Consider the following 13,866-nt stretch of genomic DNA (forward strand, 5'->3'; position numbering starts at 1 on the left):
GGCCGTGATTTGCCGCGCGACCCTCGGGGCGCACAGCAAACACGACGACCAGCCGGGGTCGCGCGGTCACTCGGAAGTGGCGGCGCCACCCCGGCGCGCGGTGCCGGGCGCCGGGCCGGATCAGGCCGGCAACCGTCTTCGCCCACCCCGCCGCGTACCGGGGATCCCCGGTGGAACCGAACGAGTTCGGCCACAAGGTGCCGCGGTGTCCGGCACCGGGGACACCGAGATGGTCACGTCTCGCGTTCCGCCGAGCTGCCGGGCGGGCCGGACCGGCTCACATTCCGTCGAGTTCACGTTCGGTGGCGCGTTTGCGCTCGATCCGCCGGCGCGCGTCGTAATCCCGCATACGCTGCGGATATCCGGTCCGGGCCACGTCGTACACCGGAATTTTCAGATCCCGGGCGAGACGGCGGGCGCCACGTTCGCCGACGATCCGCCGGGTCCATTCACCATCTGCGGCAATCAGCACCACAGTGACATCGGTCACAGTGGTCTTGGGCTCGACGAACCCCTCGACCCCCGTATGCGTGCGTATCCATTCCCGCAGGTAGCGGGCTTCCTCACCCGAGCCACCAGACGCACCCCCGCGCCCGGCACCGATACGACGGATACGGTCCAGCAAACCCACTGTCGCCGACCTCCTGTTCGCCACCCGAATCCCGCCACATCCGGCGGTGATTCCATGGTGCCAGCTACCAAAATTGGATGCCCTCCGGTAAACGCGTCGCGCGGCGAATGCAAGGATGGTGGACGGAACAACAACCACACGGATCTCCGGCGCCGCGCAGAATGAACGTCGGCTGGAATACCGCCGCGACCCGCGGCAGGATCCACCGGAACGAACTGTTGTAGACCCGTCGAGCAGTTAGAGGAGTCAACGGACATGGCCTTCTCCGTCCAGATGCCCGCTCTTGGTGAGAGCGTCACCGAGGGAACGGTGACACGGTGGCTGAAGCAGGAAGGAGACACGGTCGAGGTCGACGAGCCGCTGCTCGAGGTCTCCACCGACAAGGTCGACACCGAGATCCCGTCCCCCGCGGCGGGTGTGTTGACGAAGATCGTCGCCAAGGAAGACGACATCGTCGAGGTGGGTGGCGAACTGGGTGTCATCGGTGACGCCGGCGAGGCTCCCGCGCCCACCCCGGCTCCCGAACCGGCCGCCGCCGAACCCGCCCCCGCGCCCGCCGAACCCGCGCAGGAGGCCGCGCCGGCGCCCGCCCAGGCTCAGGCCCCCGCCGCCGACTCCGCGGCCTCCGGTACTTCGGTGAAGATGCCGGAACTCGGCGAATCGGTCACCGAGGGCACCGTGACGCGGTGGCTGAAGGCGATCGGCGACGAGGTCGCGGTCGACGAGCCGCTGCTCGAGGTCTCCACCGACAAGGTCGACACCGAGATCCCCTCCCCGGTCGCGGGCACCCTGCTGGAGATCACCGCCAACGAAGACGATGTGGTCGAGGTCGGCGGTCAGCTCGGTGTGATCGGCTCCGGCGCCCCAGCGGCCGCACCCGCCGCGCCGGCCCCGGCTCCCGCCCCCGAACCGGCTCCGGCGCCGGCCCCCGAACCCGCACCGGCTCCGGCACCTGCTCCCGAGCCGGCACCTGCTCCTGCTGCCACCGCCCCGGCGGCCGCACCTGCCGCACCCGCCGCGCCGGCCCCCGCCCCGGTCACCTCCGGCAACGGCGCCACCCCGTACGTCACCCCGCTGGTCCGCAAACTGGCTGAGGAGAACGGCGTCGATCTGTCCGCGATCACCGGTTCGGGTGTCGGCGGCCGGATCCGCAAGCAGGACGTACTCGCCGCGGCCGAGTCCAAGCAGGCTCCGGCCGCGGCACCGGCGGCCGCCGCTCCCGCCGCGGCACCGGTCAGGGCTGCCGCGGCCCCCAGCCCCGCTCTGGCGGCGCTGCGCGGCACCACGCAGAAGGCCAACCGGATCCGGCAGATCACCGCGACCAAGACCCTGGAATCGCTGCAGACCACCGCGCAGCTCACCCAGGTGCACGAGGCCGATGTCACCAAGATCGCCGCACTGCGCAAGAAGGCCAAGGCCGATTTCACCAAGCGTGAGGGCGTGAACCTGACCTTCCTGCCGTTCTTCGCCAAGGCCGTGGTCGAGGCGCTCGGGGTGCACCCGAACATCAACGCCAGCTACGACGCGAACAGCAAGGAGATCACCTACCACGCGTCGGTGCACCTGGGTATCGCGGTGGATACCGAACAGGGTCTGCTCTCCCCGGTGATCCACAACGCCAGCGATCTGTCGCTGGCCGGTCTGGCGCGCGCCATCGCCGATATCGCCAACCGGGCCCGCACCGGCGGCCTCAAGCCCGACGAACTGGCCGGTGGCACCTTCACCATCACCAATATCGGCAGCCAGGGCGCCCTGTTCGACACCCCGATCCTGCTTCCGCCGCAGGCGGGGATGTTGGGCACGGGTGCCATCGTGAAGCGCCCGACCGTGGTCACCGACGAGTCCGGCAGCGAGTTCATCGGCGTCCGTTCGATGTGCTACCTGCCGCTCACCTACGATCACCGGCTGGTCGACGGAGCGGATGCCGGACGGTTCCTCACGACCATTCGGCACCGCCTGGAAGAGGCGGCGTTCGAGGCCGATCTCGGCCTGTAAGGGGCGACGACGATGTCGGTTGTGGTGGCCGGTTCGTCCGGTCTGATCGGAACTGCGCTCGTCGCGGCATTGCGCCGCGACGGGGAGCAGGTGATCCGGCTGGTCCGGCGACCGGCCGCCGCTCCCGACGAGAGACGCTGGGATCCCGCGCACGGTGAGCTCGACCCGCGGATCTTCGACGGGGTCGACGCGGTGGTGAACCTGTGCGGGGCCGGTATCGGCGACAAACGCTGGACCGGCACGTACAAACAGTTGCTCCGGGACAGCCGGATCACACCCACCGATGTCCTCGCGACGGCGGTGGCGAGGGCCGGGGTACCGACTCTGGTCAACGCCAGCGGTGTCCACTACTACGGTGATACCGGCGATCGCGCGGTGGACGAGAGCGGACCGGTGGGTACCGGTTTCCTGCCCACGCTGTGTCACGACTGGGAGGCCGCGACCCGTGCGGCCACCGAGGCCGGAACTCGCACGGTGTTGCTGCGCAGTGCGGTCGTGCTCAGCGGGTCCGGTGGCATGCTGCCGCAGTTACGGACCCTGTTCCTACTCGGCCTGGGCGGTCGGCTGGGCAGCGGTCGCCAGTACCAGCCGTGGATCTCCCTCGACGACGAGATCGGCGCGATCCGGCACGCGCTGGGCAACGATTCGGTACGGGGTCCCCTCAATGCGGTGGGTCCCGCCCCGGTCACCAATGCCGCCTTCACCCGCGCGCTGGGTAAGGCCCTGAATCGGCCGACGCCGCTGTTCGTTCCGGGCCTCGCGCTGCGCGTGGTGATCGGCGAGTTCGCGGAGGAAGCCGTCCTGCACAGTCCGCGAGCTCTGCCGGGGGTACTCGAAGAGACCGGTTACGAATTCCGGCACGCCACCGTCGGCGCGGCGCTGGCCGCAGCGGTGGGTCGATGACCGGCACCGTCACCTCGGTCCGGGCGGCGCGGACCGAGGATCTACCCGCGATCCTGGAGATCCACAATCGCGCCATCGCCGAGACCACGGCCATCTGGGACGACGAACCCGTGGAACTCGACGAGCGCATCGCCTGGTTCCGCAACCGCACCGAGCACGGCCGCCCCGTGCTGGTCGCCGAAGTGGGCGGAGAGCTGGCCGGATACGCCAGTTACGGCCCGTGGCGGCCCAAATCCGGCTATCGCCACACCGTCGAGAACTCGGTCTATATCGCCGACCGGTTCCAGCGGCGCGGTATCGGCGCGACCCTGCTGGCCGAGCTGATCGCCCGCGCCGAACAGGCCGGCGATATCCATGCGATGGTCGCGGCCGTCGAATCGAGCAATACCGGTTCGATCACCCTGCACGAACGCTTCGGTTTCCGCACGGTGGGGGTACTGCCGGAGGTGGGCCGCAAGTTCGGCCGCTGGATGGATCTGACGCTGATGCAGCTCACCCTGGAGATGGGCGTAACGTCGTGAAGGTGAACAACACCCGCACCGCAACCCGGTCGGCTCGCTACGACAGCACCCCCGTCGACGTGCGAGAACTGGGTCTCATCGACTACCAGCAGGCGTGGGATCTACAGCGTGAGATCGCCGCCCGCCGCGCCGACGGCGCCGACTCCGACACCCTGCTGCTCCTGGAACACCCCTCCGTCTACACCGCCGGCCGCCGCACCGAAGAGGCCGACCGGCCCACCGACGGCAGCCCCGTGATCGACGTGGACCGCGGCGGCAAGATCACCTGGCACGGGCCGGGCCAGCTCGTCGGCTATCCCATCATCCGGCTCGCCGAACCGATCGATGTGGTCGATTACGTCCGGCGCCTCGAACAGGCGCTGATCCGGACGGTGACCGATCTGGGTGTCGAATGCGGGCGGGTCCCGGGACGGTCCGGGGTCTGGCTGCCCGCGGCCGGTCTGCTGCCGGAACGCAAGATCGCCTCGATCGGAATCCGGGTGCAGCGCGGGGTCACACTGCACGGCATCTCGTTGAACTGCAATCCCGACCTCGGCGCGTTCGGCGCCATCGTCGCCTGCGGGATCCGCGACGTCGGTTCGACCAGCCTGAGCCAGGAGCTCGGCCGCGAGGTCACCGTCGCCGAGGTCGCGCCGCGTATCGCCGAATCCGTTCCGGCCGCACTCGATGGCGAGATCGCGGTCACCGAGCACGATATTCCGCGGGCCGTCACCCCGGCCGACGCGGACCACGCCGCCGCCACCGCGGCACGCGATCCGAAAGGCGCCACAGCATGAACGAGTCAGGCCCGGAGGCGGCAGCGCAGCGTAACCATGGAGGGCCCTCGCTCATGCCCAATGGACGCAGCATGACCTCCGCCCAAGCCCCCGCCGGGCGCAAACTACTGCGGATCGAGGCGCGCAACGCCGAGACCCCGATCGAACGCAAACCCGGCTGGATCCGCACCCGCGCCACCATGGGTCCGGAATACACCGAGCTCAAGGGTCTGGTGAAACGCGAAGGCCTGCACACGGTGTGCGAAGAGGCCGGCTGCCCCAATATCTTCGAATGCTGGGAGGACCGGGAGGCCACCTTCCTCATCGGCGGTGAACAGTGCACCCGCCGCTGTGATTTCTGCCAGATCGATACCGGTAAGCCGTCCCCGCTGGATCGGGACGAACCGCGCCGGGTCGCCGAGAGCGTCCAGGCCATGGGTCTGCGCTACTCGACCATCACCGGGGTCGCCCGCGACGACCTGGAGGACGGCGGCTCCTGGCTCTACGCCGAAACCGTACGCGCCATCAAGAAACTCAATCCGGCCACCGGTGTCGAGCTGCTCATCCCCGATTTCAACGCGAAACCGGATCAGCTCGCCGAGGTCTTCTCCACCCGCCCCGAGGTACTGGCCCACAATCTGGAAACCGTGCCCCGGGTGTTCAAGCGGATCCGTCCCGCCTTCCGCTACGAACGTTCCCTCGAGGTGCTCACCGCGGCCCGCGCCGACGGCCTGGTCACCAAATCCAATCTGATCCTCGGTATGGGCGAGACCCCCGAGGAGGTCACCCAGGCCATGCGCGACCTGCACGAGGCGGGCTGCGATATCCTCACCATCACCCAGTACCTGCGTCCCTCGCCGCGTCATCATCCGGTGGACCGCTGGGTGAAACCCGAGGAATTCGTGGAGCATTCGAAGGTCGCCGAGGAGATCGGTTTCGCCGGAGTGATGGCGGGCCCGCTGGTCCGTTCCTCCTACCGTGCCGGTCGGCTCTACGCGCAGGCCATGAAGCACCACGGCCGCCCCATCCCGGAAGCCATGGCGCATCTCGCCGCCGAGGGTACCGCCACCCAGGAGGCCAGTGCCGTCCTGGAGCGGTTCGGGTCCCGGGTCTGAGCGCACGTCCGCCGGTGGGGCCGGGTCCCCCACCGGCAGACGACCCGCACTTCCAGCTCGGGACGGGCAACGGGCCGGGAACGAGCTGCGTCGATCGAGCCACCGTGCGCGGCAGATCCACCACGAGCGCGTATCGCATCCGTTCGGCGAGAAGATGTCCGGTCTGCCCATCAGTGCGCGGTGGACCACCCCGGCCGAGTGGCAGGACGGCGGATGAGCGATGAATTCGGCGGCGCCGGCCGGTCCCGACCTGTGACACCGCCACCGGATACCGAGGGAGACTCGATATGCTCATCGTCGCCGGCCATCTCATCGTCGATCCACCGGCCCGCGCCGCCTACCTCGCCGGCTGTCTCGGGGTGATCGACCAGGCCCGTTCGGCACCCGGCTGCCTGGATTTCGCGTTGAGTGCCGATCTCACCGATCCCGCGCGTATCAATATCTTCGAGCGCTGGGCGGACCGGGAATCGGTGGCGGCATTCCGCGGCGCGGGCACCGGCGACGAGCAGAATTCGGCGATTCGCGGCGCGTCGGTGGCCGAGTACGAGATCGCCGATATCCGTTCGCTGACCTGAACGTCCCGGCTAGAACTTGATGCGCTGCAGGAGCGCCGGGATCTTCGAGGCCGACATGAGCGCCTTGAACTGCCAGCTGTCGTCGCGGGGCAGGATCCCACCGCGCTGGGTGACGTCGAAGGCGTCGTAGAGGGTTTCGCCTTCCTCCATGAGTCCGTCGGCGTCGAAGTGATAGCGGTCGACGGCGGGGCACTGGATGAAGCGGCCGTTGCCGTACAGCACCGGAGCGCTGCTGTCATAGGGGTAGAGGCGCAGTGGCCCGTCCCAGTGACCGCTGCCGATATAGCGGATGACCACGCGGACCCGCCCTTCCGGAGTGACATCCAGATACACCTGGCCGGGCAGCGGGTCGTAGCGCCAGTCCGGGATGGCGTCGAAGAAGGCGAAGTTGTATTTCACGAATTCGTCGATACCGACAATGGTGCGGCCGAACGTCGTGACATCGGTATAGCGGACGTCGGCCGCGTACAGCTCGTGGTTACGGCTCATATCCCGGACCAGGAAGCTCCACCAGTACTTCTTCGCCCATTCCATGAGCCAGGACAGGTCCTGACCGAGTTTGCCGTAGTACTCCAGTTTCCGCTCGAAGTCGACGAACCATTCCTCGGTGGTGGCCTGTAGTTCCGATTCGGGGATCACCCGAATCGGCACCGCGCGGTTCGCGTCGAGGAATTCGGGGGCCGGCCGCGCGAGGCGGGGACGGCGCAGGGCTTGCTGGAACTGTTCGTCACTGAACACGACACGAGCCTTTCGCGACGAGCGCGACCCCGGGGCCGCGGTCGGATACCAACTTGAATCGTATGATTCCTATTGAATCGGGTGATGTCAATATCCGCCGGCCGATGCGAGGATGAATCGGTGAGCGCACCCAAACTGTGGCGCGGCCGGACGCTGGACGCCAGATCCGCCGAACGTCGCGAACAACTCGTGGATGTGGGTTTCGAGCTGCTCGGCACCGACGGGTCCGCCGCTGTCACGATGCGGGCGGTGACCCGCCTGGCGAATCTGAGCCCCCGGTACTTCTACGAAAGTTTCGAGGACCGCCGCGCACTGCTCATCGCCGTCTACGACCGCCTGGAGACCGAACTCCGCACCCGGTTCAGCGCGATCGATTCCGGCGGCGATCTGCACACCACCGTGCGTTCGGCACTGCTGATCTGCGCCACCTATTTCGAGGAGGATCCGCGACGGGCCCGGGTACTCCTGCGCGAACCCCTCACCGACGACACCCTGCGCGCCCACAGCGCCGACCGGCTCCCCCTCTTCCTACGTACCGTGGTGCCGGCGCTGGGCGCGGCGGCCGGGGCGCTGATACCCGACAGCGAGGAAGTTCTCGCGATCATCGGCACCGCACTGGGCGGCGCCCTCGTCGCCCTCTATGTGGACTGGATCGACGGACGCCTCCCGGTGCCGCGGGACCGCCTGGTCGACACCGCCACCGCCGTCGTGCTGTCACTGGCGCAGACCCGCGCCTGAGCCTCCGATGGATCCTGGTAGTCCGGCTCGATAATCGTGGGCGCCGGCCGTACCCCCGCGTCAGCCGACGGGTTGTGGCAGGGTGTCGCCGGTTTCGAGCAAGGTCTTGAGGCCCGCGACGATACTGGGCCACCCCGTACTGATCCCCTTCAGGACCGCGCTCCCCGGCTCGAAACCATCGTGCACGACAGTAAGTTTCACCACCTCACCCTGCGGTTCGAGCTCGAAGGTGACCTTCGAGCGAGCCTCCCGACCCCAGGCCGCGACCTCGTCGGCGGCCACCCCGAAGGCCGTGGCGAACGCCGGATCGAAGGTGTGCCAGGTGTAGGAGAGCCTGGTGTACGGCTCGGCCTCCAGCACCACCTGTTCCGGATCGCTACTCGACCAACCCTGCTCATGCCAGACCATCCGCGATCCCGGCCGCCAGTCGGATTCGAAGGTCGCGCCCCAGTAGCGCCCGGTGAAGGCCGGATCGGTCAGGGCCTGCCACAGTGCACGGTCGGTGGTCCGGATATAGGTGACATAGACGAATTCCGGTGCGCTCACAGGTTCCTCCAGTGCTCGTTTCAGGTCCGCGAGGGCGGTGAGCCGGCCGCGGTCGTACTTGCCGATCCACCGCTGCGCGATGTCGTTGATGGGTACGGGATTCAGATAGTGCAGCCGGTGCCGCCCGGCCCGCACGGCGGTGACGAGGTTCGCTTCGGCCAGCACGGCCAGATGTTTGGTGACGGCCTGCCGGCTGATCCCCAGCCCGTCGCCGAGTTCGCTCAGGCTCTGCCCGTTACGTGCGTGCAGCCGGTCCAGCAGTTGCCGGCGGCTGGGGTCGGCCAGCGCCTTGAACACATCGTCCATCTCACCTCCCGCAACCATATGGTTGCCTATTCGAAAATAGGCAACCAATCGGTTTCCTGTCAAGACCCGGGCCGATCCACCCACCGCCCGGCGTACGGAGTCACCCGTCGACCGCGACGACGCCGTACGCGGTGACGGATGCCGGATGGTGGTGCACCGGGCGTCGGGCAGATCAGGGACGGCCGCGAAGCCGCCCCATCCGATCCCCCGCGGGCCGCTGGTCGGCGACCGTGAAATGCCGTACCCCGCCGGGATTCTCGAGTTCGTCGAGAATCGCTACGGCCAGATCCTCGGCCGAGATCCGGGACGTCCCCTCCGCGCCGACCAGGAGCGTGGTGGTTCCACGCCGGTACGTTCCGCTGCGCGATCCCGGTTCGAGAAGCGCCGGCGGACTCAGATAGACCCAGTCGGCCCGATGGTCGCGGCAGGCCGCCAGCTGCGCAACGCTGGCATCCGCGACGGCCCGGATCGATTCGGGCACGTACTCCGGACTGTCGACGACCAGCCGGGCGGGATCCGCCGGATTTCGCAACGGCGCCGCACCGCCGACGAGGAGGACACGGAGCCCGTTCGCCGCCGCCGCGTCGAGCAGGGCCGTCGTACTCGCCCCCACGGTATGCTCCTGCCCCGGCACCGGCCGGGTCGCGACCACGACAGCGTCCATATCGACGAACAGCTCACTCATCCGCGCGCGGTCGTTCGCGTCACCGCGGGCGGCGACCACCCCGGGTGGCAGCGCATCGGGCCGGCCGTTCCGGAAGACGGCCACCAGCCGGTGTCCTCGGCGGGCGCCTTCGGCGACGACCCGGGACCCGACCATTCCGGCAGCTCCCACAACGGCGATCTTCATCGCGATATCTCCTCGGCTACGAGGGCGGCAGGTGCGCCGGGCCGACGCACCGGTACGGGAAGCTGACCCGCGACGATCGCGGCCAGCGCGAGCCCGAATCCCACGAGCTGGATCGGGCCGAGGGTCTGGCCGAGCAGTACCGCCCCGAGTACGGCCGCGACCAGCGGCGAGAGCAGGGTGAGGATCGCGACGGAGTTCACCGGAAGGGTGGTGACCCCGCGGAACCACACGACATAGGCGATCAATCCGCCGAACAGGCCGAGCCACAGATAGCCGAGGGCAGCCGACGCATCGATCGACGGCGGTGCGCCCTCCACGAAGATCGTGAGCGGCATCAGGAACAACCCGCCCGCGGTGAGCTGCCATCCGGCGAAGGCGGTCGGCGTCACGCCGGCCGGTCGGCCCCAGCGTTTGGTGAGCGTGAGCCCGAGTGCCATCGAGGCCGCGCCGCCCAGTCCGGCGGCGACCCCGACAGCGTCGAAGTCCGCGGCCGGGCCGAGTACCACCAGACCGACACCCGCCAATCCGACCGCGCCCCAGGCCATCCGCCAGGCGGACGGGCTCTCGGACAGGACGGCCACCGACAGCAGCGCGACCACCAGCGGTTGCGCAGCCGCCAGGGTCGCGGCCACGCCGCCGGGGAGCCGCTCGGCCGCGATGAACAGCAGCGGGAACAGCAGGCCGATATTGAGCACCCCGAGCACCGCGGCCTTGCCCCACCAGACGCCACGCGGCAGCGTGCGGGCGATCGCCAGCGCGACCAGCCCGGCCGGGAGGGCCCGGACCAGGCCGGCGAACAGCGGATGCCCGGGCGGAAGCAGCTCGGTCGTGACGATATAGGTCGTACCCCAGGCGAGCGGCGCGAAGGCGGTGAGCGCCGCGCGGGGCAGATCGCCCTGGCGGGATCCACCGGTTCCGCCGAAAACACGCTGTGCAACTGGACTTTTCACCCCCGAAGTCTCACCCCGCGACCATTGATGAGTCCAACACATGTTTGTCACTCCATCGATCTCGATACAAGATCGATCCATGGAGCTCCAACAGCTGCGCTACGTGCTGGCCGTCGCCGAGACGAACAACTTCACCCGGGCCGCCCAGCGCTGCCTGGTCGTCCAGTCCGCGCTCAGTCATCAGATCGCCCGCCTGGAGCGCGAACTCGGCACCAGACTGTTCGAACGCACCAGCCGCCGGGTCCGGTTGACGCCCGCCGGGGAAGCCTTCCTACCGGCCGCGCGCCAATGCCTGGATGCCGCCGAGCGCGCGGCCGCCGCGGCCGCCGCAGCCGCCGGTGAGGTCCGCGGCCGGCTCGCTGTCGGACTGATCCCCTCCGTCACCGCGGTCGATCTCCCCGGTGCGCTGCGCGAGTTCCGCGGCCGTTATCCGCACGTCCGCGTCAGCCTGCGGGTGGGCGCGAGCGACGACCTCACCGCACAGGTACGCGAAGGCATGCTGGACATCGCCTTCCTCGGACTGCCGACCACCGCGCATCCCCGCGGGGTCGTCGTCCACGAACTCGCCCGCGACCGGCTCGTCGCCGTGGTCGCCCCCGAACATCCGCTCGCCCGCGAGATATCGGTCGACCTGGCGAAACTCTCCCGCGAAACCTTTGTCGACCTGCCGGCAGGAACCGCCGGGCGCGCACAGTCCGATCAGGCCTTCGCCGCGGCCGGGATCGAACGCGATGTCCCGTTCGAGGTATCGACCCCGGAGTACATCGCCCGCCTCGTCGAACAGGACCTGGGGGTGGCGATGCTGCCTTCCGCGTATGTACCCCGGCTCACCGGTCTGGTGACCGTCGACGTCTCCGATGCCCCCGCCCGGGTGGAGTACATCGTCTGGAGCAGCTCCACCCGCACCCCGGCGGCCTCGGCTTTTCTGTCGGTTCTCGATATCCCGGCCGCACCCGCGGCTGCGGACCGGGCCACCGACCGGTGAATCCGGGGCGGTGGCCGATCACGACCCGGCCGTGCGACCCGTGGGCCGATGACGGCACACCGACCGGCCCTGTCCGGTGGCGCTACTCACATCCGATGGGAGACAGTCGGATTCGAGCACTCCAGAGGTGATGATCACACCAGATGCTTGCGGAGCACCTCTTGATGAGTCGGCCGCGCATCCTCCAGCCGGGTACGGCCTTCGGACGTGAGCGCCAGAAAGTTGGCACGACGGTCGAAATCACAGGCGGCGCGCTGCACCAGCCCGGCCTTCTCCAGCCGGGTCACCGTGCGCGAGAGCGCGCTCTGGCTCAGGTACATCTCGGCCTCGATATCTTTCATCTTGACCTTCTCCGCCTGCTCCGCACCGCAGCGCCCGCCCAGGACCTGCAGCAGTTCGAACTCGCTGAGCCCGAGCTCGTGCCGCGCCTGCAGCGCGTTCTCCAGATCGCACGAGGTGACGTGGTAGAGACGCAACGTTTCGGACCACTTCGCGCAGACATCGTTGTCGGAGTCGTGGTACATGATCCGAGATTATCATGTCAAGTCATTTTATGCCCATGCATTACATGACTGAGCATTACATGCGTTGACATTCAATGCTCGTGCATTTAAGTTCTGTCGAGTGACTCTCACCGCAACAACCCCGCCGGAACTCGGCGCCGCAACGTCTGCCACACCGGCCGTCGGCCGCTGGGGACCCAAGTTGTGGGCGATCCTGTTCGTCGCCGGACTGGCGATGTTCCTCGACGCGCTCGACGTCTCCATGGTCGGCGTGGCACTACCCTCCATCGGCCACGATCTCGGCCTCGACACTTCCGCGCTGCAGTGGATCGTCAACGGCTACATCCTCGGCTACGGCGGGCTCCTGCTCCTCGGTGGACGAGCCGCCGACCTGCTCGGCCGCCGCCAGGTCTTCCTGACCGCTCTCGTCGTCTTCGGCATCGCCTCGCTCATCGGCGGACTCGTCGACGCCGGCTGGCTGCTGATCGCCACCCGGATCGTCAAGGGCGTCGCCGCCGCCTTCACCGCACCGGCCGCGCTCTCGATCATCACCACCACCTTCAAGGAAGGTCCCGATCGCAACCGGGCCCTGTCGATCTTCACCATCTTCGGTGCGACCGGATACGCCTCCGGGCTGATCGTTTCGGGCCTGCTCACCGGTATCGACTGGCGGCTCACCTTCTACATGCCGGTGGTCGTCGTCGCCGCGGTCATCGTCGCCGCCTACTTCGTGGTGCCGCGCACGATCGAAAAGGAAGAGGGCCGGATCGACTTCACCGGCGCCGCACTGCTGACCGGCGGGATGCTCGCGGCGGTCTACACCATCGTCACCGCTCCGGAGACCGGTTTCACGGCCACCGTCATCGCCACCACCATCCTCGCGGTCGGACTGCTCGGCGCCTTCTTCGTGACCGAGAAACGAGTGAGCCATCCGCTGGTTCGTCTGAGCATCTTCCGGGTGAAGTCCATCGTGCGGGCCAATCTGGCCGCGCTCGCCATCTTCGGCTCCTACCTCAGTTTCCAGACCATCGTCTCGCTGTACCTGCAGAACACCCTCGGATGGGAGCCGCTGCAGATGGCGCTCGCCATGGCGCCGACCGGGATCATCGTCGCCATCCTGTCCCCGATGGCCGGTAAATTGATCGACCGGTTCGGCACCGGCCCGATGATCCTCGCCGCGCTCACCTCGTTCGTCGCCGGCTACACCTGGTTCCTGACTCGCGGCGGCAGCCCCGATCCCGCCTACGCGATCGACTACCTGCCCGCGTTCCTGCTGCTCGGACTCGGCTTCGCCCTCGGGTTCTCCGCGGTCATGTCGCAGGCCACCGAAGGTATCGCCGACCACGAACAGGGTCTGGCCTCGGGTCTGGTGCAGACCTCGTTCCAGATCGGCGGCGCGGTGGTGCTGGCCATCGCGACGGGCCTCATCAGCGGTGCCGCCACCGACAGTATCGACGGTTACCGGCCCGGGCTCTACCTGGTCACCGCGGTCGCGGTGGTCGGCCTGCTGGCCTCGGCCTCGGCGCTGCTGGCGCGCAAACAGCCTGTCGCCGAACTCGCGTAGCGGTTCTGCGGAGCGAGAGAACGGGGTCGCCGATCAGGCGGCCCCGTTCTCGGCGTTGGGAGGACCTGGGCCGGTCGGCCACACTACGACGGTTGATCATCCGGTCCGTCGAGCCGGTGCCGCCGCGCGGTCGGGTGGCACCCGGACTTCGCGGGCCACTACCGGGTAGGAGCTCGATGAGAAATCTCTGC

General features: G+C 68.5%; 15 protein-coding genes. 9 read left to right on the forward strand and 6 right to left on the reverse strand.

Going from position 1 to position 13,866, the window contains the following annotated elements:
• Nucleotides 1–277: 277 nt before the first annotated feature.
• A complete protein-coding gene (locus tag ACWEWT_RS27310; protein ID WP_452563132.1) occupies nucleotides 278–631 on the reverse strand; it encodes an oxidoreductase in 354 nt (117 codons plus the stop codon).
• A 255-nt stretch (nucleotides 632–886) separates the two neighbouring features.
• On the opposite strand from ACWEWT_RS27310, the gene sucB reads away from it, so the two are divergent.
• The 6 genes from sucB (at nucleotide 887) to ACWEWT_RS27340 (ending at nucleotide 6,495) form a co-directional block, all read left to right on the forward strand.
• A complete protein-coding gene (gene sucB / locus ACWEWT_RS27315; RefSeq protein WP_452563134.1) occupies nucleotides 887–2,626 on the forward strand; it encodes a 2-oxoglutarate dehydrogenase, E2 component, dihydrolipoamide succinyltransferase in 1,740 nt (579 codons plus the stop codon).
• 12 nt (nucleotides 2,627–2,638) lie between these two features.
• Complete coding sequence (locus ACWEWT_RS27320) at nucleotides 2,639–3,529, forward strand: TIGR01777 family oxidoreductase (RefSeq protein ID WP_452563136.1); 891 nt, start codon at nucleotides 2,639–2,641, stop codon at nucleotides 3,527–3,529.
• A complete protein-coding gene (locus ACWEWT_RS27325; protein ID WP_452563138.1) occupies nucleotides 3,526–4,050 on the forward strand; it encodes an N-acetyltransferase family protein in 525 nt (174 codons plus the stop codon). The genes ACWEWT_RS27320 and ACWEWT_RS27325 overlap by 4 nt, the downstream gene beginning before the upstream one ends.
• Nucleotides 4,051–4,052: 2 nt before the next feature.
• Nucleotides 4,053–4,826 carry a lipoyl(octanoyl) transferase LipB gene (gene lipB, locus ACWEWT_RS27330; RefSeq protein WP_452563140.1) on the forward strand — a complete coding sequence of 258 codons (774 nt, stop codon included), beginning with the start codon at nucleotides 4,053–4,055 and terminating at the stop codon, nucleotides 4,824–4,826.
• A gap of 71 nt (nucleotides 4,827–4,897) precedes the next feature.
• Nucleotides 4,898–5,920: a lipoyl synthase gene (gene lipA, locus ACWEWT_RS27335; RefSeq protein ID WP_452563142.1), complete on the forward strand. Its 1,023-nt coding sequence runs from the start codon at nucleotides 4,898–4,900 to the stop codon at nucleotides 5,918–5,920.
• A 287-nt stretch (nucleotides 5,921–6,207) separates the two neighbouring features.
• On the forward strand, nucleotides 6,208–6,495 hold the full coding sequence (locus ACWEWT_RS27340; RefSeq protein ID WP_452563144.1) for a putative quinol monooxygenase: 288 nt from the start codon (nucleotides 6,208–6,210) through the stop codon (nucleotides 6,493–6,495).
• A gap of 9 nt (nucleotides 6,496–6,504) precedes the next feature.
• Here ACWEWT_RS27340 and ACWEWT_RS27345 read toward each other — a convergent pair whose 3' ends face one another.
• Nucleotides 6,505–7,233, reverse strand: a complete 729-nt coding sequence (locus ACWEWT_RS27345; RefSeq protein ID WP_452563146.1) for a nuclear transport factor 2 family protein — start codon at nucleotides 7,231–7,233, stop codon at nucleotides 6,505–6,507.
• A 120-nt stretch (nucleotides 7,234–7,353) separates the two neighbouring features.
• On the opposite strand from ACWEWT_RS27345, the gene ACWEWT_RS27350 reads away from it, so the two are divergent.
• The gene (locus ACWEWT_RS27350) at nucleotides 7,354–7,971 is read left to right on the forward strand and encodes a TetR/AcrR family transcriptional regulator (protein ID WP_452563148.1); all 618 of its coding nucleotides are present in this window, start codon (nucleotides 7,354–7,356) and stop codon (nucleotides 7,969–7,971) included.
• A 60-nt stretch (nucleotides 7,972–8,031) separates the two neighbouring features.
• Here ACWEWT_RS27350 and ACWEWT_RS27355 read toward each other — a convergent pair whose 3' ends face one another.
• The 3 genes from ACWEWT_RS27355 to ACWEWT_RS27365 form a co-directional block, all read right to left on the reverse strand.
• Nucleotides 8,032–8,823 (reverse strand): ArsR/SmtB family transcription factor, encoded by a 792-nt coding sequence (locus ACWEWT_RS27355; RefSeq protein ID WP_452563150.1) that lies wholly within the window; start codon nucleotides 8,821–8,823, stop codon nucleotides 8,032–8,034.
• Between the two features lie 172 nt (nucleotides 8,824–8,995).
• Nucleotides 8,996–9,673, reverse strand: a complete 678-nt coding sequence (locus tag ACWEWT_RS27360) for an NAD(P)-dependent oxidoreductase (RefSeq protein ID WP_452563152.1) — start codon at nucleotides 9,671–9,673, stop codon at nucleotides 8,996–8,998.
• Nucleotides 9,670–10,623: an EamA family transporter gene (locus ACWEWT_RS27365; RefSeq protein ID WP_452563154.1), complete on the reverse strand. Its 954-nt coding sequence runs from the start codon at nucleotides 10,621–10,623 to the stop codon at nucleotides 9,670–9,672. Before ACWEWT_RS27365 ends, ACWEWT_RS27360 begins: the two co-directional genes overlap by 4 nt.
• Nucleotides 10,624–10,702: 79 nt before the next feature.
• On the opposite strand from ACWEWT_RS27365, the gene ACWEWT_RS27370 reads away from it, so the two are divergent.
• The gene (locus ACWEWT_RS27370; RefSeq protein WP_452563156.1) at nucleotides 10,703–11,608 is read left to right on the forward strand and encodes a LysR family transcriptional regulator; all 906 of its coding nucleotides are present in this window, start codon (nucleotides 10,703–10,705) and stop codon (nucleotides 11,606–11,608) included.
• 134 nt (nucleotides 11,609–11,742) lie between these two features.
• Here the strand turns inward: ACWEWT_RS27370 and ACWEWT_RS27375 are convergent, their stop codons facing one another.
• Complete coding sequence (locus ACWEWT_RS27375; protein ID WP_452563158.1) at nucleotides 11,743–12,132, reverse strand: MarR family winged helix-turn-helix transcriptional regulator; 390 nt, start codon at nucleotides 12,130–12,132, stop codon at nucleotides 11,743–11,745.
• 100 nt (nucleotides 12,133–12,232) lie between these two features.
• Here ACWEWT_RS27375 and ACWEWT_RS27380 point away from each other — a divergent pair, with 100 nt between their 5' ends.
• A complete protein-coding gene (locus tag ACWEWT_RS27380) occupies nucleotides 12,233–13,675 on the forward strand; it encodes an MFS transporter (protein WP_452563160.1) in 1,443 nt (480 codons plus the stop codon).
• The last annotated feature ends 191 nt before the right edge of the window (nucleotides 13,676–13,866 follow it).

Source organism: Nocardia sp. NPDC003963 (assembly GCF_053605105.1).